Annotated in this window: 25 protein-coding genes; 13 read left to right on the top strand and 12 right to left on the bottom strand. The window is 72.5% G+C overall.

Annotated elements, in window-relative coordinates; translation table 11 throughout:
- The first annotated feature begins 8 nt into the window (after positions 1 to 8).
- Entirely contained in the window at positions 9 to 932 is a 924-nt protein-coding gene (locus K4S16_RS38890) for an ABC transporter substrate-binding protein (protein WP_149264103.1), read from the top strand.
- A 69-nt stretch (positions 933 to 1001) separates the two neighbouring features.
- Here the strand turns inward: K4S16_RS38890 and K4S16_RS38885 are convergent, their stop codons facing one another.
- Complete coding sequence (locus tag K4S16_RS38885) at positions 1002 to 1889, bottom strand: endonuclease/exonuclease/phosphatase family protein (protein ID WP_149264102.1); 888 nt, start codon at positions 1887 to 1889, stop codon at positions 1002 to 1004.
- Between the two features lie 109 nt (positions 1890 to 1998).
- On the opposite strand from K4S16_RS38885, the gene K4S16_RS38880 reads away from it, so the two are divergent.
- A complete protein-coding gene (locus tag K4S16_RS38880; RefSeq protein WP_149264101.1) occupies positions 1999 to 2595 on the top strand; it encodes a gamma carbonic anhydrase family protein in 597 nt (198 codons plus the stop codon).
- A 40-nt stretch (positions 2596 to 2635) separates the two neighbouring features.
- On the opposite strand, the gene K4S16_RS38875 is transcribed toward K4S16_RS38880, so the two are convergent.
- Entirely contained in the window at positions 2636 to 3820 is a 1185-nt protein-coding gene (locus tag K4S16_RS38875) for a cytochrome P450 (RefSeq protein ID WP_149264100.1), read from the bottom strand.
- Positions 3820 to 4629, bottom strand: coding sequence for an SAM-dependent methyltransferase (locus tag K4S16_RS38870; RefSeq protein WP_235037367.1), 810 nt, complete (start codon positions 4627 to 4629; stop codon positions 3820 to 3822). Before K4S16_RS38870 ends, K4S16_RS38875 begins: the two co-directional genes overlap by 1 nt.
- Positions 4630 to 4750: 121 nt before the next feature.
- Here K4S16_RS38870 and K4S16_RS38865 point away from each other — a divergent pair, with 121 nt between their 5' ends.
- Both K4S16_RS38865 and K4S16_RS38860 read left to right on the top strand, forming a co-directional pair.
- Positions 4751 to 5614: an alpha/beta fold hydrolase gene (locus K4S16_RS38865; RefSeq protein WP_235037366.1), complete on the top strand. Its 864-nt coding sequence runs from the start codon at positions 4751 to 4753 to the stop codon at positions 5612 to 5614.
- A gap of 162 nt (positions 5615 to 5776) precedes the next feature.
- On the top strand, positions 5777 to 6145 hold the full coding sequence (locus K4S16_RS38860; RefSeq protein WP_235037365.1) for a hypothetical protein: 369 nt from the start codon (positions 5777 to 5779) through the stop codon (positions 6143 to 6145).
- Here K4S16_RS38860 and K4S16_RS38855 read toward each other — a convergent pair.
- Positions 6126 to 6749 (bottom strand): Lrp/AsnC family transcriptional regulator, encoded by a 624-nt coding sequence (locus K4S16_RS38855; protein WP_149264099.1) that lies wholly within the window; start codon positions 6747 to 6749, stop codon positions 6126 to 6128. The two genes, K4S16_RS38860 and K4S16_RS38855, sit on opposite strands and share 20 nt — an antisense overlap.
- Positions 6750 to 6879: 130 nt before the next feature.
- Between K4S16_RS38855 and K4S16_RS38850 the strand changes: the two genes are divergently transcribed.
- From K4S16_RS38850 to K4S16_RS38825, 6 genes are read left to right on the top strand one after another with little or no spacing between them, the layout of a single operon-like run.
- Entirely contained in the window at positions 6880 to 8463 is a 1584-nt protein-coding gene (locus tag K4S16_RS38850) for an ABC transporter substrate-binding protein (RefSeq protein ID WP_149264098.1), read from the top strand.
- Positions 8460 to 9554, top strand: a complete 1095-nt coding sequence (locus tag K4S16_RS38845; protein ID WP_149264097.1) for an ABC transporter permease — start codon at positions 8460 to 8462, stop codon at positions 9552 to 9554. Before K4S16_RS38850 ends, K4S16_RS38845 begins: the two co-directional genes overlap by 4 nt.
- Complete coding sequence (locus K4S16_RS38840; RefSeq protein ID WP_149264096.1) at positions 9551 to 10396, top strand: ABC transporter permease; 846 nt, start codon at positions 9551 to 9553, stop codon at positions 10394 to 10396. The genes K4S16_RS38845 and K4S16_RS38840 overlap by 4 nt, the downstream gene beginning before the upstream one ends.
- Entirely contained in the window at positions 10393 to 11205 is an 813-nt protein-coding gene (locus K4S16_RS38835) for an ABC transporter ATP-binding protein (RefSeq protein ID WP_235037364.1), read from the top strand. Before K4S16_RS38840 ends, K4S16_RS38835 begins: the two co-directional genes overlap by 4 nt.
- A complete protein-coding gene (locus K4S16_RS38830) occupies positions 11202 to 12149 on the top strand; it encodes an ABC transporter ATP-binding protein (RefSeq protein WP_149264095.1) in 948 nt (315 codons plus the stop codon). Before K4S16_RS38835 ends, K4S16_RS38830 begins: the two co-directional genes overlap by 4 nt.
- Positions 12146 to 13135: a Xaa-Pro peptidase family protein gene (locus K4S16_RS38825; RefSeq protein ID WP_149264094.1), complete on the top strand. Its 990-nt coding sequence runs from the start codon at positions 12146 to 12148 to the stop codon at positions 13133 to 13135. Before K4S16_RS38830 ends, K4S16_RS38825 begins: the two co-directional genes overlap by 4 nt.
- Positions 13136 to 13316: 181 nt before the next feature.
- Here K4S16_RS38825 and K4S16_RS38820 read toward each other — a convergent pair whose 3' ends face one another.
- Both K4S16_RS38820 and K4S16_RS38815 read right to left on the bottom strand, forming a co-directional pair.
- Positions 13317 to 13892 (bottom strand): TetR/AcrR family transcriptional regulator, encoded by a 576-nt coding sequence (locus K4S16_RS38820; RefSeq protein ID WP_149264093.1) that lies wholly within the window; start codon positions 13890 to 13892, stop codon positions 13317 to 13319.
- A gap of 41 nt (positions 13893 to 13933) precedes the next feature.
- Complete coding sequence (locus tag K4S16_RS38815; RefSeq protein WP_149264092.1) at positions 13934 to 14917, bottom strand: alpha/beta hydrolase; 984 nt, start codon at positions 14915 to 14917, stop codon at positions 13934 to 13936.
- A 114-nt stretch (positions 14918 to 15031) separates the two neighbouring features.
- Here K4S16_RS38815 and K4S16_RS38810 point away from each other — a divergent pair, with 114 nt between their 5' ends.
- The 3 genes from K4S16_RS38810 to K4S16_RS38800 all read left to right on the top strand — a co-directional run bounded on the left by K4S16_RS38810 (position 15032) and on the right by K4S16_RS38800 (position 18253).
- Positions 15032 to 15640, top strand: coding sequence for a TetR/AcrR family transcriptional regulator (locus K4S16_RS38810; protein ID WP_200842371.1), 609 nt, complete (start codon positions 15032 to 15034; stop codon positions 15638 to 15640).
- A 78-nt stretch (positions 15641 to 15718) separates the two neighbouring features.
- The gene (locus tag K4S16_RS38805) at positions 15719 to 17215 is read left to right on the top strand and encodes an MDR family MFS transporter (RefSeq protein ID WP_149264090.1); all 1497 of its coding nucleotides are present in this window, start codon (positions 15719 to 15721) and stop codon (positions 17213 to 17215) included.
- A 9-nt stretch (positions 17216 to 17224) separates the two neighbouring features.
- Positions 17225 to 18253, top strand: a complete 1029-nt coding sequence (locus K4S16_RS38800; protein WP_149264089.1) for an Lrp/AsnC family transcriptional regulator — start codon at positions 17225 to 17227, stop codon at positions 18251 to 18253.
- Positions 18254 to 18347: 94 nt separating this feature from the next.
- On the opposite strand, the gene K4S16_RS38795 is transcribed toward K4S16_RS38800, so the two are convergent.
- From K4S16_RS38795 to K4S16_RS38770, 6 genes are all read right to left on the bottom strand, one after another.
- On the bottom strand, positions 18348 to 19226 hold the full coding sequence (locus tag K4S16_RS38795; protein WP_160161173.1) for a VOC family protein: 879 nt from the start codon (positions 19224 to 19226) through the stop codon (positions 18348 to 18350).
- 143 nt (positions 19227 to 19369) lie between these two features.
- Positions 19370 to 20227: an SDR family NAD(P)-dependent oxidoreductase gene (locus tag K4S16_RS38790; protein WP_149264087.1), complete on the bottom strand. Its 858-nt coding sequence runs from the start codon at positions 20225 to 20227 to the stop codon at positions 19370 to 19372.
- Between the two features lie 8 nt (positions 20228 to 20235).
- Positions 20236 to 21789, bottom strand: a complete 1554-nt coding sequence (locus K4S16_RS38785; protein WP_149264086.1) for a class I adenylate-forming enzyme family protein — start codon at positions 21787 to 21789, stop codon at positions 20236 to 20238.
- A 3-nt stretch (positions 21790 to 21792) separates the two neighbouring features.
- Positions 21793 to 23019: a thiolase family protein gene (locus K4S16_RS38780; RefSeq protein WP_149264085.1), complete on the bottom strand. Its 1227-nt coding sequence runs from the start codon at positions 23017 to 23019 to the stop codon at positions 21793 to 21795.
- A gap of 26 nt (positions 23020 to 23045) precedes the next feature.
- Positions 23046 to 23531: a hemerythrin domain-containing protein gene (locus K4S16_RS38775; RefSeq protein WP_149264084.1), complete on the bottom strand. Its 486-nt coding sequence runs from the start codon at positions 23529 to 23531 to the stop codon at positions 23046 to 23048.
- Between the two features lie 115 nt (positions 23532 to 23646).
- The gene (locus K4S16_RS38770) at positions 23647 to 24543 is read right to left on the bottom strand and encodes an alpha/beta hydrolase (RefSeq protein ID WP_149264083.1); all 897 of its coding nucleotides are present in this window, start codon (positions 24541 to 24543) and stop codon (positions 23647 to 23649) included.
- Positions 24544 to 24619: the final 76 nt, after the last annotated feature.

The raw sequence follows: 24619 nt of genomic DNA, 5'->3' as shown, positions 1-24619 counted from the left end.
AGAGCACCATGAACAAAACCATCAGGGGCGCGGTCGTCGGCCTCGTGGCCGCCCTGTCGCTGTCCGCCTGCGGAAGCGGGGACTCCGGCGACGACAAGAACCCGCTGTCCGGCGGCGGCGGGAACGGCACCGTCACCGTCGGCGGCGCGAACTTCCCCGAGAGCAACCTCCTCGGCGAGCTGTACGCGCAGGCGCTGGAGGCCAAGGGCGTCAAGGTCACCCGCAAGTTCAACATCGGCGCCCGCGAGATCTACTACGACCAGGTCGTCAAGGGCGGCATCAGCGTGATGCCCGAGTACAACGGCGCCCTGCTCACCACCTCGGTCGACAAGTCCAGCACCGCCGCCACGACCGACGAGATCAACGCCGCCCTCAAGGCCAAGCTGCCCGCCGGCGTCGAGATCCTGGACTCCGCGCAGGCCGAGGACAAGGACTCCGTCACCGTCAACCCGCAGACGGCCGCCAAGTACAAGCTGAAGTCCATCGCCGACCTCAAGCCGGTCGCCAAGGACCTGGTCATTGCGGGGCCGTCGGAGTTCAAGACCCGCCAGCAGGGGCTCGTCGGCCTCAAGAAGACCTACGGCCTGGAGTTCAAGAAGTTCCAGCCGTTCGACGCCGGCGCCCAGGCCACCCTGGTGAAGCTGCTCACCGAGAACAAGGTCCAGGCCGCCGACCTGTTCACCACCGACCCGACGATCCAGCAGAACAAGCTCGTCGTGCTGGAGGACCCGGAGAACGTCTTCTCCGCCCAGAACGTCACGCCGCTGGTCAACAAGTCCGCGGTGGACGACAAGGCCAAGGCGGCGCTGAACGCCGTCTCCGCCAAGCTCACCACCCAGGACCTCCTCGACATGATGAAGCGCGTCGCCATCGACAAGGACGACCAGGAGAAGGTCGCCGAGGAGTGGCTGAAGAAGTCCGGCCTCGCCTGACCCGCCGCGACACCGCCGAACGGCCGGGCCCGCACATGGGCCCGGCCGTTCGCCGTCCGCGTCGGCGGGTCAGTTCCGGAAGGCGAGCCGGGCGAGCACGGGATCGTGGTCGGACGGGTAGAGCCCGCCGGAGCGGTAGGGGTCGATCTCGGCCCACGCCGTCCTGATCCGGCCCCGCACCAGGATCCAGTCGATGCGCCTGCCGCCCGGTTCCGGCGGCTCCCAGTGGTTCTCGGTCCGGTACTGCGGCCCGTGCCGGTCGGCCGCCGTCCAGGTGTCGCGGAACGCGCCCGGCCCGGTGAGGATCGAGTACGCCGGGGATGCCCCGGCCGTGTCGTTGAAGTCGCCCGTGAGGACGACCGGCGCGCCCGCCTGGAAACCGCGGACGCGGTCGAGGATCAGCCGGGCGCTCTTCTCCCGCGAGCCCGCCGACATGTTGTCCAGATGCGTGTTGGCCTGGTAGAACACCGTGCCGGTGCGGCGGTCGCGGAACTTCGCCCACGTCACCATCCGGACGTACCGGTTGCCCCAGGTGGCCGAGCCGATCACCGACGGGGTGTCGGACAGCCAGAAGTGGTCGAAGTCCAGCACCTCGAACCGCTCCTCGCGGTAGAAGATCGCCAGGAACTGGTCGCGGGTGCCGCCCTGGCTGCCGAGGCCGATCCAGCCGTACTCCGGCAGGGTCCGGAGGAGGTCGCGCACCTGGTACCAGCGCGCCTCCTGCACCCCCAGCAGATCCGGGTCGTGCTCCCGCAGCAGGCGCCTGACCAGCGGCAGCCGGGTCTTCCAGTCGCGGGGCGGCGGGTCGTTCACGCCGCGCAGGTTGTACGTCATCACCCGCAGCGACCCGTCGCCGGCCGCCCTGGGCTCGACCAGCACGAACCCGGAGACCAGCAGGACCGCAGCGGCCGCGACCGCCGGCCAGAACCATCGCCGGCGCAGGAGGCGCCCGGCCATCCCGCCGCCGTCACCATGACGCCGCCTCACCACGCAGCCACCGCCCGTCGTGCCGCACCCGCCGGTCCTGCCGCCGCTCCGAGCATAGATCGCGGCCTACGATTCGGACATGCTGCTCGAGCACCGAGGAAAGCGCCCCGTCGTTCCCGAGTCGGCGTACGTGGCCCCCTCAGCTGTCCTGTGCGGAGACGTCGTCCTGGGGGAGGGGGCCCGCATCCTGCACGGCGCGGTCCTCACCGCCGAGGACGGCACCGTGCGGACCGGCGCGAACGTCGTGGTCATGGAGAACGCGCTGGTCCGCGGCCGGGCCGGCCATCCGGCGGCCCTCGGCGACGCCGTGCTGGTCGGACCGCACGCGCACGTCAACGGCGCGACCGTCGAGGACGAGGTCTTCGTGGCGACCGGCGCGTCCCTCTTCCCGGGCTCGGTCGCCGGGACGCGCTCTGAACTGCGCATCAACAGCGTCCTGCACGTGAACTCGCGGCTGCGTCCGGACACGGTCGTCCCGATCGGTTGGGTGGCGGCCGGAGACCCCGCCGAACTCTTCTCCCCGGACCGGCACGACGACCTCTGGGAGAAGCAGCGCGCCCTGGACTTCCCCGGCACCGTCTACGGCGTCCCGCGCGGCTCCTCGATGCGCGACATCATGGCCCGCCAAGCGGACTTCTACGCCGCCCACCGCCACGACCGCCGACTCGACGACTGACCACCGCCGCCCCGGGCGGTGGTCAGGTCCAAGCGGGTGCTCAGACGCGGACGGGGAGGGAGACGAGGCCGCGGACGATCGAGCCGGTGCGATGGTGGCGCAGCTCGTCGGCCGGGACCGCGAGGGCGAGGTCGGGGAAGCGGTCCAGCAGGCCGCCGATGGCGATCTGGCCTTCCAGCCGGGCCAGCGGGGCGCCGAGGCAGAAGTGCGGCCCGTGGCCGAAGGCGACGTGGCCCTTGGGAGCGCGCGTCACGTCCAGCCGGTCGGGGGACTCGAACACCGCCGGGTCCCGGTCCGCGGCGCCGAGCGAGACGTGCACCCAGGCGCCCTTGGGGATCGGCGTCCCGGCGATCTCCATGTCCTCCAGGGCGATGCGCTGGCTCGCGCGCTCCACCGGGCCGTCGAACCGCAGCAGCTCCTCGACCGCGGCCGGCAGCAGCTCGGGCCGCGTCCGGAGCAGTTCGAGCTGGCCCGGGTTCCGGAGCAGGGCGAGCACCCCGTTGCCGATGAGGTTGACCGTGGTCTCGTGCCCGGCGATGAGCAGCAGCGCGACGGTCCCGAGCATCTCGGCCTCGGTGAGGGCGGACCCGCCATCGCGGGCGGTGATCAGACCGCTGACCAGGTCGTCCTCGGGACGGGCCCGCCGCTCGGCGATGACCGCGAGCAGGTAGTCGTTGAACGCCCGGGCCGCCGCGCGGCGGCGCTCGCGGGCCTCGGCGGTCAGCGCGGGCACGGTCAGCACGGCCGTCCACTCGCGGAACCGGGCCCGGTCGGACGCCGGGACGCCGAGCAGTTCGCAGATGACCTGGATCGGCAGCGGGACGGCCAGCTCCTCGATCAGGTCGGCCCCGCCGCGGGCCGCGATGCCGTCCAGCAGCCCGTCGGCGATCTCCTGGACGCGGGGGCGCAGCCGCTCGACCCGCCGGCCGGTGAACGCCTTCGCCACCAGCCCGCGCATCCGGGTGTGGTCGGGCGGGTCCATGGCGAGCATCGTGCCGCCGAAGAACAGCTCGGCGTTCACGGGCACGGTGCTGTACGAGCTGTCCTTGGACAGGCGCGGATCGGTCAGGGCCGCCCGGCCGTGCTCGTGGTCGACCACGAGGAAGGCGGTGGCGCCGGGAGGGAAGTCGATCGGATGGACGGGCCCGGAGGCGCGCAGCTCGTCGTACACGGCGTACGGGTCCTCGCTGAACGCCCGGCTGAACAGCAGGTCCAGTGGCAGCATCAGATCACCCTTCCGACGCCGGCGAGAAAGCCCGGCCGCGACATGTCGGGCGTGGCCGGCTCGGCGTCCGGCCGCCAGTCGGCCACCTGGACCAGGCCGGGACCGACCAGCTCGGTGCCCTCGAAGAACGTCATGACCTCGTCGATCCCGCGCGGGACGATGTCGCCCGCTCCGGTCCTGCCGTACGCGCCCCGCACCTGCTCCTCGACCTGCGGGGGGACGTGGCCGCGGTGGCCGTGCGTGACGGCCAGGTGGCTGCCGGGGGCGAGCGGCGCGCGGAGCCTCGCCACGATGTCCGCCGGGCGCGCCTCGTCCGGGATGAAGTGCAGGATGGCCAGCAGCAGGAGCCCCACCGGCCGGTCGAAGTCGATCCGGGCCTTGACCTCGGGATCGTCCAGGATGCTCTCCGGGTCCCGTAAGTCGGCCTGGATGACCGTCGTCAGCGGGTTGTCGGCCAGCAGCGCCCGCGCGTGCGTGAGCACGATCGGGTCGTTGTCGACGTAGATGACGCTGGAACCGGGAGCGGCGCGCTGGGCCACCTGGTGCACGTTCTCCTGGGTCGGCAGCCCGGAGCCGATGTCGAGGAACTGCCGGATGCCGCGCTCGGCCATCATCGTCACGGCCCGCGACAGCAGCCTGCGGTTGGCGCGGGTGAACTCCAGCACGTTCGGCATCGCGGCCACCACCTGGTCGGCGGCCTCGCGGTCCGCGGCGAAGTTGTCCTTGCCGCCGAGGTAGTAGTCGTACATCCGGGCCACGCTGGGGGTATGGGGATCGATCACCCACTCCGGATGGTGCTCACCGCTCACGGACGGTCCTCCCTGTCCGGGTACCCGACCGCCCGAGTCTAGGGGCGAACCCCGGACGATGTTGATCAATTCGCCACACCCGGACGGCCGGCCCCGGCCGGTGCAGGCCATCATGTGAATCATGATGTTCGTCGCGGACCCCGAGCGGACAGGGGAGACCACGCTGCCGGACGGCCGGCTGCTCGGCTGGGCCGAGTGGGGCCCGGAGGACGGAACGCCCGTCCTGCTCTGCCCCGGAGCGGCCACGAGCAGGTGGCTCGGCTTCGGCGCGGGCGCCGTGCGTCCCCTCGGAGTACGCCTCGTCTCGGTGGACCGTCCAGGCCTCGGCGCCTCGTCGCCCTCACCCGGCAGGACGTTCGCCGACTTCGCGACCGACGTGAGCGCCTTCTTCGCGCTGCGCGGCCTGGAACGTCCCGCCGTGGTGGGGAACTCGCAAGGCGCACCGTTCGCGCTGGCCTGCGCCGTCGCGGGCCTCGCGTCCTCCGTGGCCGTCGTCTCCGGCGCGGACGAGGTCGCCGCCCCCGAGTTCGCGACCGCGCTGCCGGACGAGCTGCGCGGACTCGTCGACCGGGTGGCCGCCGACCCGCGCGGCGCCGAGGAGTTCTTCCGCGGATTCGGCGCCGACGCTATGTGGACGATGGTGATGAACGGGAGCCCCGAGTCGGACCTGCGCGTGTACGGCGAACCGGCATTCGCCGCCGCTTACCGGCGCGCCCTGGACGAGGCTTTCGCGCAGGGCCCGGACGGCTACGCCCGCGACACCGTCCTCGCCATGGGCCGCTGGCCCTTCGACCTCGCCGCCATCGGCGTCCCCGTCGACCTCTGGTACGGAGAGCAGGACACCACCCATTCACCGGACAACGGCGCCACGCTCGCGACACGGATCCCCCACGCACGGCGCCACGTCGTAGAGGGGATCGGCGGCGCCGTTCTCTGGACGCACGCCGACCGCGTCCTTCGCACGTTGACCGCTCCCCTCCCCTAGAACCGGAGGAACCCGCATGCCCGGCACTACGACACGGGCGGTCCGAGACGGATTGGTGTGCGGGTCGCGTATCGCGGACGGATCGTCCAGGAGGCGGGCGGTTCCGCGACGATGCGTTCAGGCGCGATTGCGCACGGCGCGGAACCCGGCACCATGACACCCGTGAACGAGAATGATCTTTTCAACCTGGACGGCCGCCGGTTCGCGATGGTCAGCTCGACCGCGAGCCGGGTGGACCCCGCCGCGCCCACACGGTTCGCCTACACGGAGGCCGACGGCGTGGTGTGGGGCAGCTACGAAGGCGACACCGTGGTCCACGGCCGGTTCGTGGGGGCCCGGCGCGGGGCCGAGGTCCGGCTGAACTACGTGCATCTGACCAAGCGGGACGCGGATCCGGTCGCCGGGTCCAGCACGAACCGGATCGAACTCCTCCAGGACGGCCGGATCCGGCTGGTGGAGGAGTTCCGGTTCGAGGGGGACGACACGCCCCAGGTCAGCGTCTGCGAGGAGATCATTCGGGGAGGTCTTTGAGGTTGGCCCGCCCCGCGCCCGCGCGGATGAAGCGCATCCGTCCCATGGTGACCGGGGCGGGGCCGGGCTCCGCCTCGGCCTTCGCCGGAGCGGAGTCGGACGTCAGCACGAACGGGCGGCGGATCACCTCGTCGAGGATGAGCACCGTCTCGGTCGCCTTCACCGCCGGGATGCCGGCGAGGCGCTCGGAGACGAGTCGGTGCACGGCCGCCACGTCGGTGGCCCGGACCTGGATCATCGCGTCGTGCTGGCCGGTGGTGATCGCGCAGTACTCGACCTCGGGCATCAGCGCGAGCTGGGCGCGGAACTGCGGCCACATCTGCTGCCGGACGGTGACGAAGATCAGCGCGCAGATGCCGAGGCCGGTGCGGACGGGGTCGACCTGCACGGTGAACCGGCTGATCACGCCGCTGGTGCGGAGCGCCTCGAAGCGCATGTAGGCGTTGGCCCGGGAGATCCCGACCTGCTGGGCGAGGGCCGCGATGGAGATCCGGCCGTCCTGGCGCAGGACCTCCAGCATCTTGAGATTGATCGAGTCCAGCTCGGCGCGGATCTGTCCAGGTTCGGGCCCCCTATTGGGTGGTCCTTGGGACGCTCTGGCCATGAATTCGTTTCCTTCTTCGGCTTCGTCTTGACTTTCGCTGGCTGCATAGACGTTCAGCCGGAAGTCTCGCACTATCGGACATCGTCGTCCAGACGCAGAGAACTGACCTGACGGACCCCCGGAGGCCGCGATGCCGATCACGAGTGGAACCACACGGCGGGCGGCGTTGTCCGTCCTCGTGGCCGCAGCACTCAGCCTGACCGCCTGCTCGGGCGGGGACGAGGCGTCCTCGTCCGGGGGCGGCAAGGCCCTGGTCATCGACACCTCGTTCAACCTCAAGACCGTGGACCCGGGCCGGATGTACGAGCAGACCGGCCTGCTCATCGACCGGGCCCTCTACGACACCCTGCTGAGCTTCAAGGGCTCCGACGTCAGCAAGCCGGTGCCGGCGCTGGCGGAGTCGTACGAGCTGTCCAAGGACGGCAAGAAGCTCACCCTCAAGCTGCGCCAGGACGCCGTCTTCTCCGACGGCGGCCCCGTCACCGCCGACGACGTGGTGTTCTCGCTCGACCGGGTCCGCGACCTCAAGGGCAACCCGTCGTTCCTGCTCGATGGCGTGAAGGTCGAGAAGACCGACGACAAGACCATCACCCTGGTGTCGGCCAAGCCCAACCCGTCGCTGCCGTTCATCCTGCCGAACCCGGCGCTCGGCATCGTCAACTCCAAGGTCGTCAAGGCCAACGGCGGTGCCGCCGGCCCCGACGACAAGGCGGAGAAGTACCTGAACGGCCAGTCGGCCGGATCCGGCCCGTACATGCTGGAGTCCTTCAACGCGGCCACGCAGGTCGTGCTCAAGGCCAACCCCAAGTACTGGGGCGCCACCAAGCCCGTCTACAAGCGGGTCGTGGTGCGCAACGTCCAGTCGCAGACCCAGAAGCTGAACGTGCAGCGCGGGGACAGCCAGATCGCGGTGGACCTGACGGCCGACCAGGCCCAGGGCATCGGCGGCGGCAACCAGATCGTCAAGGGCGCGTCCGCCAACGTGTTCTTCCTGCTGACCAACCGGAACCCGGCCGTCAGCAAGACCACGTCCAACCCCCGGTTCGCAGAGGCCGTCCGCAAGGGCGTCGACTACGCGGGGCTGCTGGAGCTCGCAGGCGAGGGCTCGGTGCAGGCGGCCGGCATCGTGCCGTCCATGATCAACGGCTCGCTGCCGGCGGAGCAGGCGCCCAAGCGCGACGTCGCCGGCGCCAAGGCGGCGCTCGCCGCCGGCGGGATCACGAACCCCAGGGTCAAGCTGGAGTACCCCAGCGACTTCACGCTCAACGGCCTGTCCTTCCAGCCGCTGGCCGAGCGCGTCCAGGCCAACCTGAAGGAGGTCGGCATCACCGTCGACCTCGCCCCCGCGCCGATCGCGACCGCGCTGGAGAGCTACCGCGACGGCAAGGAGGAGATGGGCCTGTGGTGGTGGAGCCCGGACTACCCGGACGCCAGCAACTACCTCGCCTTCCTGCCCGGCGGCCTGATCGGCGAGCGCGCGGGCTGGAAGAAGGGCGCGGACAAGGCCCTGGAGGACGCGGGAGCCAAGGCCGCGACCACCATCGGCGATGACCGGTTCGCCCAGTACCACCAGATCCAGACCGAGCTCAACGCGCGCGGCCCGATCGTGCCGCTGATGCAGCCGAGCCAGCGCCTGGTCACCGCCGGATCGCTGACCGGCCTGGCGGTCAACCCCGTGTGGACCTTCGAGATCGCGGCGCTCGGCAGCAAATGAAGTCCCCACACCCGTCGGACGAGCGGACGCTCAAGGGCCGCCGGCCACCCGGCGCCCGGTGGTGGTCGCGGCATCCGCTGATGCGGTTCCTGACCCGGCGGCTGGCGGTCTCCGTACTGCTGGCCGTCGGGGTCACCCTCGTCACCTTCATCCTGACCAACATGGTGCCCGGTGACCCGGCCACCGCGAACCTCGGCCAGCAGGCGCTCGGCAACCCGGCGATCGTCCAGCAGTTCCGGGAGCAGCACGGCCTCGACAAGCCGCTGCCCGTGCAGTACGCGACCTACATGGGCAACCTGGTCCGCGGGGACCTGGGCGAGTCGCAGCAGAGCCACCGGCCGGTCGCCGACGACCTGCGGGAGTTCGTCCCCGCGACGTTCGAGCTGGCCGGCACGGCGCTGCTGGTGTCGCTGCTGGTGGGCGTCGCGTTCGGCGTGATCGCGGCGCTGCGCCGGGACCGGTTCGTCGACCAGTTCCTGCGGGTGACCAGCCTGGCCGGCGTCTCGGTGCCGACGTTCTGGCTGGCGCTGCTGGCCTTCTACCTCTTCTTCTACAAGTTCGGGCTGGCGCCGGGCTCCGGCAGGCTCTCCCCGGCCATGGCGCCTCCGCCGCACGCCACCGGCCTCTACACGGTGGACGCGGCGCTCGCCGGCCAGTGGGACGTCTTCGCCAGCGCCGTCGGCCATCTCGTGCTGCCCGCGCTCGTGCTCGCCACGTACACGATCGGCCTGCTCACCAGGTTCACGCGGTCGGCCGTCCTGGAGGTGCTCGGCCAGGACTACGTGCGGGCCGCCCGGGCCAAGGGCCTGCCCGGCCGCGCCGTCCTCTTCCGGTACACGCTGCGCGCCGCGCTGGTGCCGGTCATCACGGTGGCGGGGCTGGCCTTCGGCAGCCTGCTGTCCGGCACCGTGCTCGTCGAGGCGATCTACGCCTGGCCCGGCGTCGGCGAGTACGCGTACAAGAGCGCGACCACGCTCGACCTGCCCGCGGTCATGGGCGTCGGACTCGTGGTGGGCGTGATCTACGTGGTGGTCAACCTGGTGGTGGACATGCTGTACGGCGTCATCGACCCAAGAGTGAGGCACACGTGAGCCGCAGGGTGCCGGAGGCATGGCGCAAGCCGCTCGCCGTCGTCGGCCTCGCCATCGCGGCGGCATGGCTGGTCGTGGTGCTCGCCGCGCCGCTGCTCGCGCCGCACGACCCGCTGAGCCAGGCCTTCCCGCGGCTTCAGGCGCCGAGCGGGGCGCACTGGTTCGGCACCGACGAACTCGGCCGCGACGTCCTCAGCCGGGTGCTGTACGGCGCGCGCCTGTCCATCCCGCTCACCATGCTGCTGGTCGTGATGTCCGTCGTCATCGGCGGGCTCCTGGGGGCCTGCGCGGGCTACTTCGGCCGCTGGCTGGACGAGACGATCATGCGGGTGGCGGACCTGGTGTTCGCGTTCCCGACCGTCATCCTCGCGATGGCCGTGGCCGCCTCGCTCGGCGCCAGCCTCCGCAACGCGGTGCTCGCCGTGCTCGTCGTGTCCTGGCCCGCCTACGCCCGGGTCACCCGCGGTCTGGTGCTCGGCATCCGGTCCCGCGAGTTCGTGATCAGCGGGCGGCTCCTCGGGTTCTCCGCGTGGCGCTCGCTGCGCACCGACGTGCTTCCGAACGTGACCGGCCCGGTCCTGGTGCTGGCCACCCTCGACATCGGCACCCAGCTCCTGCTGCTGTCGGGACTGTCGTTCCTGGGGCTCGGCGCCAAGCCGCCCACCGCCGAGTGGGGCTCCATGGTGGCGTCGGCCACGCACGTGTTCGACAAGTGGTGGGTCGGCGTGTTCCCCGGCCTGGCCATCCTGACGGTGGTGCTGGCCTTCAACTTCCTCGGTGACACGATGCGCGACGCGCTCGACCCGCGGACCGCACGGGCGATCAAGGAGCGGGCGCTGTGACCGTGCCGAACACCGGGCCGGAAAGCGGGCCGGACACCGTGCTGAACATCGAGCGGCTCACCGTCGAGCTGGGCGGGCGCCAGATCATCCAGGGGATCGACCTGGCGCTGGAACCGGGCCGGATCCACGGGCTGGCGGGCGAGAGCGGCTCCGGCAAGACCATGACCGGGCTGGGCGTCATGGGGCTGCTCCCGCACGGTGCGCGCACCGGCGGGCGGATCCTCTTCGACGGGACCGATCTGCTGGCCCTCCCGCCCAAGAGGATGAACGCGCTGCGCGGCAGCGAGATCGGCATGGTCTTCCAGGACCAGTCGACGAGCCTGCACCCCATGCTCTCGGTCGGCCGCCAGCTCACCGACCACATGCGCCACCATCTGGACCTGGACAAGGCCGAGGCGCGCCGCCGCGCGGCCGAACTGCTGGCCAGGGTGCGCATCCCGGATCCCGGCGGCGCGCTCCGGAGATACCCCCACCAGTTCTCCGGCGGCATGCGGCAGCGCATCGCGATCGCGATCGCGCTGGCCTGCGACCCGAAGGTCCTGATCGCGGACGAGCCGACCACCGCGCTCGACGTGACCGTCCAGGCCGGCGTGCTGCGCCTGCTGCGCGGCCTGTGCGACGAGCTCGGGCTCGCCGTCCTGCTGGTCACCCACGACCTCGGCGTCATGTCCGCGGTGGCCGACACGATCAGCGTGATGCGGGCGGGCCTCCTGGTCGAGACCGGCCCGCGCGCGCAGGTCATGTGCGAGCCCGCCGACCAGTACACCCGAACGCTGCTGGACGCGCTGCCGGAGCGGAGCACCTCATGAAACTGCTGGACGGTGCCGAGCCGGCGCCCGCCACACCGCTGCTGTCCGTCGAGAACCTGGTGGTCGACCACCGCAGCCCGGACCGGCCCCCGGTGCGGGCGGTGGCGGGTGTCGACCTGTCCGTCGCGCCCGGAGAGGTCGTCGGCCTGGTGGGCGAGTCGGGCTGCGGAAAGTCGACGCTGGCCCGCGCCATCTGCGGCATCATCCGCCCGTCCGGCGGCTCCATCGGGTTCGAGGGCCGCCCGGTCACGCCGCTCGGCCTGCGCCGCCGCGATCCCGCGCTGACCCGGATCCAGATGGTGTTCCAGGACCCGTTCGCCTCGCTGAACCCGCGCCGCCGGATCGGCGGCCAGATCGCCGACGGCCGGCGCGGCGGCCCGGACCCGGGCGAGCTGCTGGAGCGGGTCGGGCTGTCGGCCGACATGGCCGGCCGCTACCCGCACGAGTTCTCCGGCGGGCAGCGGCAGCGCATCGCCATCGCCCGCGCGCTGGCCGCCCAGCCGTCCCTGCTGATCGGCGACGAGCCGATCTCCGCGCTGGACGCCTCCGCCCAGGCGCAGGTCGCGGGGCTGATGCGGTCGCTGACCGTGGAGTCGGGAGCGGGGCTGCTGTTCATCAGCCACGACCTGTCGGTCGTCCGGATGATCGCGGACCGGATCGCGGTCATGTACCTGGGCAGGATCGTCGAGATCGGCCGCACCGCCGAGGTCTGGGCCGACCCGCGGCACCCCTACACCCGGGCCCTGCTCGCCGCGGTCCCCGCGCCGGACGGGGCGGGCACGCTGCCCGCCGAGCTGCCCGGGGACGTGCCGGACCCGGCGGCGCCGCCGTCCGGCTGCCGGTTCCACCCGCGGTGCCCCCACGCCATGGAGATCTGCTCGCGACGGGAGCCGGTGCAGGAACGCGGGGTCGCCTGCTGGCTCTACGATTCGGCGCCGGAATGAGCGACGACCGGCTGGAGCGGGTGCGGGCCCGCATGGTCGAGCACGGGGTGGACGTCCTCGTCCTGCGCCCCTCTTCGAACCTGCGGTACCTCGCCCGCTCGGTACGGCACGGCTTCCTCGTCATCACGCCGGACGGCCCGCCCGCGCACGTCCCCGATGCCTCGCCCCTCATCCCGGCGGGCTCGCGGGTCGCCGTCGACCCCCAGATGCTCGCGCACGAACTGCTGTCCATCCAGGAGCGGCTCGGCCCGCAGACCCTGTTCGCCTCGGCCGAGCCGCTCCTCGCGGCGCTCCGGATGCGCAAGTCCGGCGCCGAGATCGCGGCGCTGGAACGCGCGGCCGTCGCCGCCGACCGGGCCGTGGCGTCGGCCGCCGAACTGAGCTGGTCCGGCGCCACCGAACGGGAGATGGCGCGGCTGCTGCGGCGGCTGCTGCTGGAGGCCGGCCACGACGAGGTCACGCTCGTCACCGTCGCGGCGGGGGAGCACTCCGCCGACCCCTACCACCGGCCCACCGAACGGACGATCAACCCGGGCGACGCGGTCCTGGTCAACATCGGCGGACGGTACGAGGACTACTGCTCCGACATCGCCCGGATGTTCGTCGTGGCCGAGCCGCCCGAGGACTTCGAGGCCATGTACTCCGTCGTCCTCGCCGTCCACGGCGCCGCCTGCGAGGCGGTGCGCCCGGGGGTCACCGCCGCCGAGATCGACGAGGTCTGCCGCGACGCCATCGCGGCCAGCGGGTACGGGTCGTTCTTCGCCCACCGGACGGGCCACGGGGTCGGCCTCGACCAGTTCGAACCGCCCTACCTGTCGCCGGGGGACCGGACCGTCATCGAGCCCGGCATGACCATGTCCATCCAGCCCGCCATCTACCTTCCGGGACTGTACGGCGCGCGGATCGAGGACGTCGTCGTCTGCACCGACGTCGGAGCCCGCCGCCTGAACCAGAGCCCCCGCCTGCTCATCGTCACCGACCGCTGAACGAGCGCCCCGGGCTCGGCGACCTGGCGTTCGAGCTTTTCCGCAGGGGACGGGGCGGGGTGGGGGCGGCGGTATCCGATGATCCGCCGCACGGGCGGGGGAGCGGCGCGAAAACGGCTTCGTCCGCGTGAAGATCAAGAAGCCGGTGACGGTACGGGTGGTCTCGAAGCACCCGGCGGCGCTAGGTCGGACGGCCGTCGGCGAAGTGTGTCAGCAGCATCTCGACCAGGGCGGTGACGTCCGCGTCCGCCATCGGCTCGCCGGTCATGCCCATCCGGTGCAGCAGGGTTCCGACGGCGACGTCGATGAAGAGCAGGACCCGGTCCTCCGGCTCGCCGAGCGCGTCCTGGAGCGCGGTCCGGTAGGGGGCCTGGAGCCGCGAGGACAGGACCTCGCGCAGGTCCGGGTCGCTGACGGCGTCGCTGAACACGCCCGCGAACGCGTCCCCCACGCCCGGCTCGGCGATCTTCGCCGCGATCCAGCGGACGGCCGAGGACATGAGCTCGGCCCGCCCGGTGCCCTCCAGCGGCACCGGGCCGAACGCGTCGAGCAGGCAGTCGACGATCAGCGCGCCCTTCGACGGCCAGCGACGGTAGATCGTCGTCTTGGCGACGCCGGCCGCGGCGGCGATGCGGTCGACGGTGGCGCGCGCGTAGCCGAGCTCCCGCACCGTGGTCAGCGTCGCGGCGAACACCACCGCGTTGACGCCGGAGCGCGGGCGGCCCGGTGGCCGGGCGGAAGCGGTCGCTGGTGGCACCCCCAGACGATACCCGTCGCGCCCCGGCGCCGATCAGCGGTTCAGCGCTCCCGCGTGCCGGGCGGATTCGATGCGGGGCGCAACCGGTGGCGCAGGAAGGCGAGGATCTCGCGACGTGCGGGCCGGGCGTCCGGGATCAGGCCGGGCATGCTGAGGAACCCGTGGATGGCCCCGGGGTAGCAGGCCACGCGGGCGTCCGTGCCGTCCGCGCGGAGCCGTTCGACGTAGCGGCGGCCGTGGTCGTCCCCGGGATCCAGCGCGCCGGTGACGACCAGCGCGGGCGGCAGGTCGGCGAGATCGTCGAACTTCACCGGGGACACCGTGCGCGGGTCGAGGGTCGGCGGGACGCTCAGCCTGCGGGCCGTGCGCCATTCGGACACCGACAGCCCGGGGTTCCCGGAGTTCGCGGCGACCGACGGGTAGTCGGCCATGGTGTCGGTCCAGTCCGTGCTCGGGTAGCAGAGCACCTGGGCGTGCAGGGGCGGGCCGTCCTTGCGGGCGCGCAGCGCGACCAGCGCGGCGAGGGTGCCGCCGGAGCTCTCGCCGAGGACCGCGACGGCCGCGGGGTCGATGCCCCAGCCGAAGGGGTCGTCGACGAGGGCGGCGAGCGCGTCGTAGGCGTCGTCGAGGGGCGCCGGCAGAGGGTGCTCCGGGGCGAGGCGGTACTCCACCGACACCACCACCGCGGGGCAGCGGGCCGCGAGGCGGCTGTTGAGCCAGTCGTTCTGCGCCGGGGTGCCCACGATGAAGCCGCCGCCGTGGAGCGAGAGGATCAGCGGCAGCCCCGGGCCGGCGTCCTTGGGGCGGTGCACTCGCAGCCTCAGGCGGCGGCCCGGCAGGTCGATGGTGCGCTCCTCGATGCGGGCGCCCCGGTCGGGCAGGCCGGTGATGATCCGTACCGCGCGGGACGCCCGCAGCCGGTTGACCTTCGCGCGCGCGGCGATCACCTGTTCGTCGGTGAGCGCCTCCCAGTCCACCTTGTCCCTGAGGACGATGCGGGCGCGCAGTGGAGCCTTGGCCGTCATGATGACCTCCTCATATTTACGATACCAATAGTAGCGTAATAGGGATGGCCGGTCCGCGCGGGGTGTCCCGGGTTGCGATGGCGCAGTTCGTATGTAAATGTTTACTGCATGTCGGTGAGCAAGGCTTCCCTCCTGGCCGCCGCGGCGGAGGAGTTCGCCCAGTACGGCCTTCGGGGCGCGCGCGTCCAGGCGATCGTCAAGCGGGCCGGTGTCAACGAGCGGATGATCTATCACCACTTCGGCAGCAAGGAGGGCCTGTACAGGGCCGTCCTCGAGGACCAGATGGCCGCGCTGCACGACGCGTGGCACCCGGCTCTGGAGAAGGCGCGGGCCCTCGCGCCCTACGAGGGCGTGACCGCGGCGCTCGGCGCGCTGGCCGAAGCCCTCTCGGGGCGTCCCGTCCTGATCGGTCTGTGGCTTCACGAGTCCCTGGGCGGGTGGAAGACCCTCCCGCTGCCCTCGGCCGACACGCTTCCGGCGGAGCTGCGCGAGCTGTACGAACGCGGCCAGCATGAGGGGGTCTTCCGCGGCGACCGGCCGTTCGAGATCGCTTGGGGCATCGCGATGAGCGCCCTCATCGGGGGCGTGGTGCTGGCGCGGCGCGGAGACGCTCTGGCGGCGGAGAGGGGCATCGACTTCACCGCGGCCGAGACGCGCCGCCTGGTGCTGGAACAGCTGCTGGACGGCATGACCGGCTCCAGGCGATCCCCGGGGGAGAAGTAGACGCCGCCGCTCGGAGCGCATCCGCTCCCCGCACGACATGCGCAGTAAATATTTACTGAAGATGGAGGGTCCAGTCCCATGACCGTGTCCGCGAAAGCGGTCGAGGAGCCGGGCGGCGGGCGCCTGCCCGCCCGGCTAGTCCTGCTCATGATCACGATCGCGCTGGGGTCGATCATGATGCAGCTCGACGCGACGATGACCAACATCGCCTACGACACGCTGCTCAAGCAGTTCGACAGCTCGTTGCTCACCATCCAGTGGATCACCACCGGGTACCTGCTCGCGATGGCCGCGGTCATGGCCCTGTCCGGGTGGGCCCTGGAACGGTTCGGCGCCCGGAAGATGTGGATCACCTGCATCTCGCTGTTCCTGGTCGGGTCCGTCCTGTGCGGCACCGCCTGGGACGTCTACAGCCTCATCGGGTTCCGGGTGGTCCAGGGGCTCGGCGGCGGCATGGTGCTCCCGCTCGGCATGGCGATCCTCGCCCAGGAGGCCGGGCCCGCCCGGTTCGGACGGGTCATGGGGGTGATGGGCGTCCCCTCCGCGCTCGGGCCGGTGCTCGGGCCGGTGCTGGGCGGCGTCATCGTCGACGACTGGGACTGGCGCTGGATCTTCTTCATCAACGTCCCGGTCTGCATCGCCGCCATGGTGATGGCCTGGCGCGTCATGCCCACGCGGACGTCGCCGGGCGCCGGGCGGCTCGACGTGCTCGGCCTCCTGCTGCTCTCGCCCGCCTGCGCCGTGGTCGTCTTCGGGCTCACCGAGGCCAGCAGGTACAGGTCGTTCGCGGACCGGCACGTCGTCCTCCCGCTGGCCGTGGGGGCGGTGCTCCTGGCGGCGTTCTGCCTGCACGCCCTGCGTGCCCGCGATCCGATCCTCGATCTGCGGCTGCTGAAGGTCCGCAGCTTCATGTCGTCCTCCGCCGTGCTGTTCTTCGCCAGCGTGGCCCTGTTCGGCGCGGTGGGCGTGCTTCCGCTGTACTCCCAGCAGGTCCGCGGCCACAGCGCCCTGGAGGCCGGCCTGCTGCTGGTCCCGCAGGGCGTCGGGATGGCCGCCTCGCTGATCGCGGTGGGCAAGCTCGCCGACCGGGTCGCCGCCCGCGTCCTGGTCATCGGCGGCCTGGTGCTGACGGGTGCGGGCGCCCTGGTCTTCACCCGGCTCGGCGCCGAGAGCAGCGAGGTCCTGCTGAGCGCGGCGCTCCTGGTCAACGGCTGCGGCATGGGCGCGGTGATGGTGCCGGCGATGGCGGCCGCCATCCGCGACGTCCCCGGGCCGGCGATCCCGCGGGCCAGCGCGGCGAACAGGATCATCATGCAGATCGGTTCGTCGTTCGGGGCCGCGGTCCTGCTCATCGTCGCGCAGGGACGCCTCGAGGAGCTGATCGCGTCGAAGCACGTCACCCCCGACGGGCTCGCGGGCGCCTACGGCCGCACCTTCTGGTGGGTACTCGGCTTCGTCGCCGTCTCGATCCTGCTCGCGCTCCTCATCCCCGCCCGGGCGTCCCAGTCCGAGCCGGCACGGCCGCGATCCGAGCAGGCCGGATCACCGCGCGTCGAGGATGTCCCGGACGTCTAGGTTGTGAGAATGGAGACGGCTGCTCTGGACGGGCTGGACCGGGCGATCGTCCACGCGCTGCACGTGGACGGGCGTGCGAGCTTCAGCCGGATCGCGGCCGTGCTGGAGGTGTCGGACCAGACGGTGGCGCGGCGCTACCGCAGGCTGCGCACGACCGGCGCGCTGCGCGTGGTGGGCCGGCCGGTTGCGCAGCGGATGGGCTGGGTGGAGTGGGTGCTGCGCGTCCAGGCCCTGCCCGAGGCGGCCAACGCGATCGCGGACGCGCTGGCACGCAGGGACGACACGCTGTGGGTGAGCCTGACCTCGGGCGGCACGCAGATCGTCTGCGTCGTGCAGGCGCGGGACCGGCGGCGCCGCGACGCGCTGCTGCTCGGGCAGCTCCCGCGGACGCCGCAGGTGACCGGGATCAGCGCGCACTGCGTGCTGCGGGTGTTCGCCGGAGGCCCGACCGGGTGGCACGGCCGGACCGACGCGCTCACGCCCGCGCAGATCGCCGCGCTGGCCCCCGACCTCGACGATCGCCAAGGCGAGGCCGTCGTCCTGACCGAGGAGGACGAGCAGTTGCTGAGCGTGCTCCTCCAGGACGGGCGGGCGGGCTACACGGACCTGGCCAAGGCGATCGGCGCCTCGGAGATGACCGCCCGGCGCAGGCTGGACCACCTGCGCCGGACCGGGGCGGTCTTCTTCGACGTGGACATCGACCCGCTGCTGCTGGGCTACGACACGGTGGCCATGCTGTGGCTCACCGTCGAGCCGTCCGCGCTGCGGCGGACCGCCGACGCGCTGGCCGCGCATCCCGAGGCCGCCTTCGTGGCGGCGACCACGGGGCCGACGAACCTGCTGGTGTTCGCCGCCTGCCGCGACGTGTCGGCGCTGTACGACTACCTGGAGGCGGGGATCGGCGCGCTCCCGGGCGTCCGCCAGGTGGAGAGCGCGCCGATCATCCGCAGCAGCAAGAGGATCGGGGCGGCCATGGGAAGTGATGGACCTCGGACCGACGGCCGTAGCGGCCTCGCCCCGGTGACCCGCCGCGGATGAAGGCGGTCCCCGCCTCCTGGACGCGGTCGGCCAGGCGCCGAGAGCCGCGGTGCCGTCCCGAAGCAGAGCCCGCGTAAGGCGCCTGCGGTCGCCATCAACGCACCTGCTGGAATGCGAGCGCCGCGCCCCGCGCCTGGGCCGCGCCGACGAAGAAGCCTCCACCCGGCAGGTCCCGCGCGACGAAGCCGTTGCCCTCCACGAGCGTGCGCGCGGCGCCGAGGTCGCCGACCGCCACCGTCTGGGCCGCCATGTACGGCAGGGCGGGGACGTCCTCACCGGGCAGCACCTCGCCGAAGGCGGAGACCGTGACGATCTCCACCCGCCCCAGCGCCAGCCGCAGCACCCGGCGCGGCCCCTCGGCGACCGCGGGGACGTCCAGGATAAGCGCGTAGCGGTCCGCGGTGGCGGCCAGCTCGCCGTCGCCGACCACCAGCAGGACGCTCTCCAGATGCGTCGCGCCGTTGGCGTGCTCCAGGTACCGGGGCTGGTGGATCAGCTCCGGTGTCAGGTGCCGGGCCGCGTGGACCAGGCCCTCGGGGGTGAGCGACCGCTCCAGGTGGACGGCCTGGAACCGGGCGGTGGCGGTGCCGCCGGGGGTCTCCACGTCGCGCTGGAGCGGCAGCACTCCCGAGGAGGACAGGCCCGCCCGGCGCAGCCGCTCCTCGGCCGCCTCCGCGTCCACGCAGCCGAACGAGTAGCCGTGCAGGCCCTCGTACTCGGCGATCAAGGGGCGGATGTTCCACGGGTCGACGCTTCCGTCGCCGAAGAGGCCGAGCAGTTCGAGGTAGTTCTGTCCGAACAGGGCGCAGCGGTTGCCGGCGCCCATGGGCCTGCGCTCGCCGCCGGGCCGGTCGGAGCCCATGTGCATCGACAGCGGGCTCAGGGTGAAGCCCAGGGCTTCGTAGGCCGCGGCGGTGGCGTCCATGTCGGTGGTGTAGAGGACGGAGTGGTCGATCCGGTCGATGTCGGTCATGTGCCAAGCGTCCGCGCCGCCCCCTCGCCGCCCCAGCCGCCCGTCGGAAACCGAGGATTTCCGACGCCCGGGCCCCTGCCGGTGGGGGAACGGCACGCCGCGGCCGTGCACCCGGCGGCGGGGGGAGGCGGGGTGGCGGCCGGTCATGCGAAGCCGAGCGCGACTCCTCCGTCCACGACGAGCTCGATCCCGGTGACGTACTTCGACCGGTCGCCTGCGAGGAACAAGGCCGCCTCCGCCACGTCCCACGGCGTGCCCATGTGACCCATCGGCACCTGGGCGTCCCGCTTCGCCCACATGGCCTCGATGTCGGGGCTGTCGTAGGCGTCGGCGAGCATCGCCGTGGCCACCATCGGCGTCTTCATCAGTCCGGGGAGCACCGCGTTCACCCGGACCCGCTCCCGGGCCCATTCACGCGCGGTCATCCGCGTCAGGTGGTTGAGCCCGGCCTTGCTCGCGTAGTAGCTCGCGTACGGCACGCCGCTCCAGCGGATCCCGGTGACCGAGGAGATGTTGACGATGGAGCCGCCGCCCTGCTCGACCATGTGCGGGATGACGTGCTTCATCGTGAGGAACGCCCCCTTGAGGTTGACCGCGAGGACCCGGTCCCAGTCGGCCTCGTCGAGGTCGGTGACGCCGCCCACCGCTCCGATGCCGACGTTGTTGTCGAGCACGTCGAGGTGCCCGTGCGCGTCTACGACGGCGCCGACGACGGCGCGGACCTGCGCCTCTTCGGTGACGTCGAGCTCGACCGCCTCCGCGGCCCCGCCCTCCTCCCGGATCAGGCGGACGGTCTCGCGCGCCGACGCGAGGTCGATGTCGGCGCAGACCACGGTCGCGCCCTCGCGTGCGAACGTCAGCGCGGTCGCGCGGCCGTTGCCCATCCCCTCGCCGATGCAGCCGGCGCCGACGACCAGCGCGACCTTGCCCGCCAGTTCGTCCCTGCCCGCCAGTTCGCCCCTGCCCGCCGGTTCGCTTCCGGTGGTTCTCGGTTCCGTCATGATGCTCCTCAGATCCTTGTTCGTGTGCCGGCCCAGAACCCCTCGCGGATCTCCCGCTTGAGGACCTTGCCGTTGCCGCTGCGCGGGAGCCGCTCCATGAAGACGACCTTCTTGGGCGTCCGGACCGGGCCGAGCCGCTCGCGGCACCGGGCGATCAGTTCGGCCTCCCCGACGTCGTGTCCGGCCTTGAGCTCGACCACGGCCGTCACGGCCTCGCCCCAGTCCGGGTCGGGAGAGCCGACCACGGCGCAGTCGCGCACCGCGGGGTGGCTCCAGATCACCTGCTCGACCTCGCTCGGGTGGACGTTGAAGCCGCCCGAGATGATGAGGTCCTTCTTGCGGTCGGTGATGTGGAGGTAGCCCTCGGCGTCGCGGTGCCCGAGGTCGCCGGTGTGCAGCCAGCCGTCGACGATCGTCTCCGCGGTGCGCTCGGGGTCCTTGTAGTAGCCCTTCATCACCAGGTCGCCCCGGACGCAGATCTCGCCCGTGCGGCCCTGCGGCACCTCCGTCCCGTCCTCGTCGAGGATCGCCACCGTGGCCAGCGGGTAGGGGCGGCCGCACGAGCGCAGCCTCTCCTCGGGCGCCACCTCCCCGCCGGCCAGGTGCTCGTCGGGCCGGAGGAACGAGATCGCCGCGATGGCCTCCGTCTGGCCGTAGCCGCCCAGGAAGACGGGACCGAGCCGGTCGATGCCGGCGCGCAGCCTGTCGGTCGACATCGGCGCCGCGCCGTACACCAGGTAGCGGAGGGACGAGGTGTCGGCCGTCCGGTGCTCCAGCGTCTCCAGCAGGCGGTACACCGCCGTCGGCGGGAGGAACAGCTCCGTGACCGCGTGCCGTTCGACGGCGTCGAGGACGGCGTCCGGCGTCGCGCGCGGGACGATGACGACCGTGCCGCCGCGCGCGGTCGTCTGCAGGCTGAAGAGCCCGGCCGTGTGCGTCATCGGGGCGGCGGCGAGGTTGACGACGGGCGCCCCCGCCGGATAGGTCAGCGCCATCATCTGGTGGGCGACCATCACCGACAGGGAGCGGTGGGTGTTCATCACGCCCTTCGGCTCGCCGGTCGTCCCGCCGGTCGGCGACACGGCGACCACGTCGTCCATGGCGAAGCGGACGGGCGGCGGCGTGTCCGGCCGGCCGGCGGTCCAGTCCTCCAACGCGAGGTCGCCGGTACCGGCCGCGAGGGCCACGTAGAGGCCGACTCCCGGCGAGGCGGCCTTCATCTCGGCGACCTGGTCGGCGAGGTCGGGGTGGTAGAAGAGCACCTCCACGTCGAAGCGCCGCAGCAGCCCGATGTTCTCGCTCACCGGAGTGGCCGGGTTCAGGGGCACCCACGCCGCGCCGGCGCGCCACGCCCCGAGCACGCAGATCCACGCGGACGGGGCGTTCGGGGACAGGACGGCGACCTTGGACTCGCGCCGTGCTCCCGCGCCCAGCAAGGCGTGGGCGATCCGGCACGACAGTGCTCCCGCCTCGTCGAAGGTCCACACCTCGTCGTCGGACCGGTAGGCGACCCCTGTCGGGTCGATCGCCCGGCCGCGGTCGAAGAAGTCGATGACGGCCATCTCTCACGCCCTCCCGAGGACGGTCACGCAGGTGACGGCCTCTTCGCCGCGGTGGAAGCCCCCGCCGTTCTCGGCGACGGCGATCCGGGCTCCCTCCACCTGGCGGGGTCCCGCGGTCCCGCGCAGCTGCTCGGTGAGCTCGAAGATCTGCCCGAGCCCGCTCGCCGCGAGGGGGTGGCCCTTGGACTCCAGGCCGCCGGAGGGGTTCACCGGCAGCCGGCCCCCGAGGGCGGTCTCGCCCCGCAGGGCCGCCGGTCCGCCCTCGCCGGGCGGAACCAGACCGAGCATCTCGGTCTGGAGCACCTCGCCGAAGGCCGTGGCGTCGTGGACCTCGGCCACGTCCACGTCGTCCGGGCCGACCCCGGCCTGTTCGTAGGCGCGTGCGGACACCGAGCGGCTCTGGTGGCCCTCGAAGGTGCGCGGGTCCCGATCCGTCCCGGTGCCGATCGCGGTGGCGAGGACCTCGACCCTCTTCGCCGCCCCCAGCCGCCGCAGCCCGGCCTCACCGCAGACGACGACCGCCGCGGCCCCGTCGGTGATCGGCGCGCACATCGGAACGGTGAGCGGGTACGCCAGCCTCCGCGCCGCCAGGACGTCCGCCACCGTCATCGGCCTGCGGTGGTGTGCCCGCGGGTTCGCGGCGGCGTGGCCGTGGTTCTTGGCCGCGACCGCCGCGATCTGCTCCTGGGTCGTGCCGTACACGCGCATGTGGTTGCGCGCGACCGCGGCGTAGACGTCCATGAAGACCGAGCGGGGCCCGAGGCCGTCCACGTCGACGTCTCCGCCGAGTTCCTTCAGGGTGCGGGCGAGCGCGGCGGGATCGGACACGTCGTAGGCGCCGTCGAACACCGCCATGGTGCGCGCGGGGTCGTCGACGTTCATCCGCTCCACCCCGACGGCCAGGGCCACGTCCGCGGCTCCCGCCCGGATCCGGTCCACGGCGAGCGCGAACGCGGTGGCGCCGGTGGCGCAGGCGTTCTCGACGTTCACGACGGGGATCCGCTGGACGCCCATCGCGCGCAGTGCGATCTGGCCCGGGACCATGTGCTGCCCTTCGAGGGCGCCCTGGGTGGCGGTGCCGAAGAACGCGGCGTCCAGAGCGCCGACGGTGGCGCCGCAGTCTTGCAGCGCGTCGGCGACGGCCCAGCGGGTGAGGTCGCCGACGCTTTTGCCGCGATGCCTGCCGAACGGTGTCATCCCGACACCTGCGATCCAGACGGGAGTTGGCACGGTCGTCCTTTCGACGGGGGCGGGGCTCAGTGGACGGGGAGGTTCGTCAGGGAGTTGAGGACCGGTACCAGGTAGTGCTCTTCGCGGTCGAGGTGGGTCAGGAGCTCGACCGACAGCCGTTCCAACTCGGCGTGGAAGCCGGGGGCGAGCGGGGTTTCGGTGGCCTTGCGGAGGTCGTTCAGGAGGGTGGCCATGTGCCGGTGGTCGGACGCGAGGCGGTCCAGCACCTCGGACAGTTCGGGGTGCTCCTGCGACAGGAACGGGAAGATCGCGCTGTCCTCGGTGGTGTGGTGGTCGTGCAGCGCTTCGCAGAACGTCACGCAGTGGCTGCGGAGCCGGTCCGGCAGGGCGAGCGGGCCGGCGGCGCCGCCGTCGGCGGGGAGCCGTGCCGCCTCCTCCCGCAGGGCGGCGATGTCGCGGCGGAGCTCGTCGTGGAGCGCGATCAGATGGTCGCCGAAGGCGGTCAGGCGGGAGTGCTCGGAGCCGGCGGCGGTGTGCGCGTGGTCGGGCATGAGAGGATTCCTCGTCTTTGTTTTCGGGCAGGCGGAACAGACCCGGCGGCGCGGGTGGCGTGCGCGGGGGCTCAGGCGGTCAGGGCGCGGACCTCAGTCGGCCGGCGTGCGGCGTTCAGTCGGCCAGAGCGCGGCGCAGGGCGGCGGCGAGGGCGGCGATCTGGCGCTGCGACACATCGGCGGACAAGATCGCCTGCGACCCGTGGAAGGTGCCGGGCCACTGGTGCAGCTCGACCGACACGCCCGCCTGCAGAAGGCGGACGGCGTAGTCGATGCCCTCGTCGCGGACGGGGTCGAACTCCGCGGTGGCGATGTAGGCGGGAGGCAGGCCGGCCAGGTCGGTGGCCCGCCCCGGGGCGGCGTACGTGGTGGCGGGCGCGCCCCCCAGGTAGTGCCCCCATGCCAGGGCGACCTTGTCGCGGTCGTGCCAGGGCGTGTCGGTGAAGGTGCGCTGCGACCAGGTCTCCTGCCGGTCGTCGAGTCCCGGCTCGTTGAGCAGCTGGAAGCGGATCGGCGGTCCCTGCTCGTCCCGCGCCCGCAGCGCCACCGCGGCCGCCAGGCACGCTCCGGCGCTGTGCCCGCCGACCGCGATCCGGCCCGGGTCGACGCCGAGGTCGTCCGCGTGCTCGGCCGTCCAGGCCAGCACGGCGTAGGCGTCGTCGAGCGCGGCCGGGAACCGGCTCTCCGGGGACCGCCGGTAGTCCACCGAGACCACCACCGCTCCCGAGCCGTCGGCGATGCGGGAGGCCCACGGGTGCTCGGTGTCCAGGTCGCCGAAGACGAACCCGCCGCCGTGCAGCCAGACGACGGCGCCCCGGGCGTCGCGCGGGCGGTAGATCCGCACGGCCACGTCCGGGTCCGCGGGCACCGTGCGGTTTTCGAGCCGCATGTCCGGGACGTCCGGTGCCGGACGCGCGGCGGCGCGCTCGGCGAAGCTCTTGCGCGCGCCGACGGGGTCGGTCAGGTCGGTGTCCGGGAGGAAGGGGATGAACGCTTCGAGCTCGGGATCCATGCCGGTAATCCTCACCGTCGCCGCCCGGCCGGCACATCCGCCATCCGTCGCGCATCCCGCATGGATCGCGCGCCGA

Origin of the sequence: Actinomadura sp. K4S16 (assembly GCF_008327685.1) — a bacterium.
Taxonomy (GTDB): domain Bacteria; phylum Actinomycetota; class Actinomycetes; order Streptosporangiales; family Streptosporangiaceae; genus Spirillospora.
This window is presented reverse-complemented; position numbering and strand designations above follow the sequence as displayed.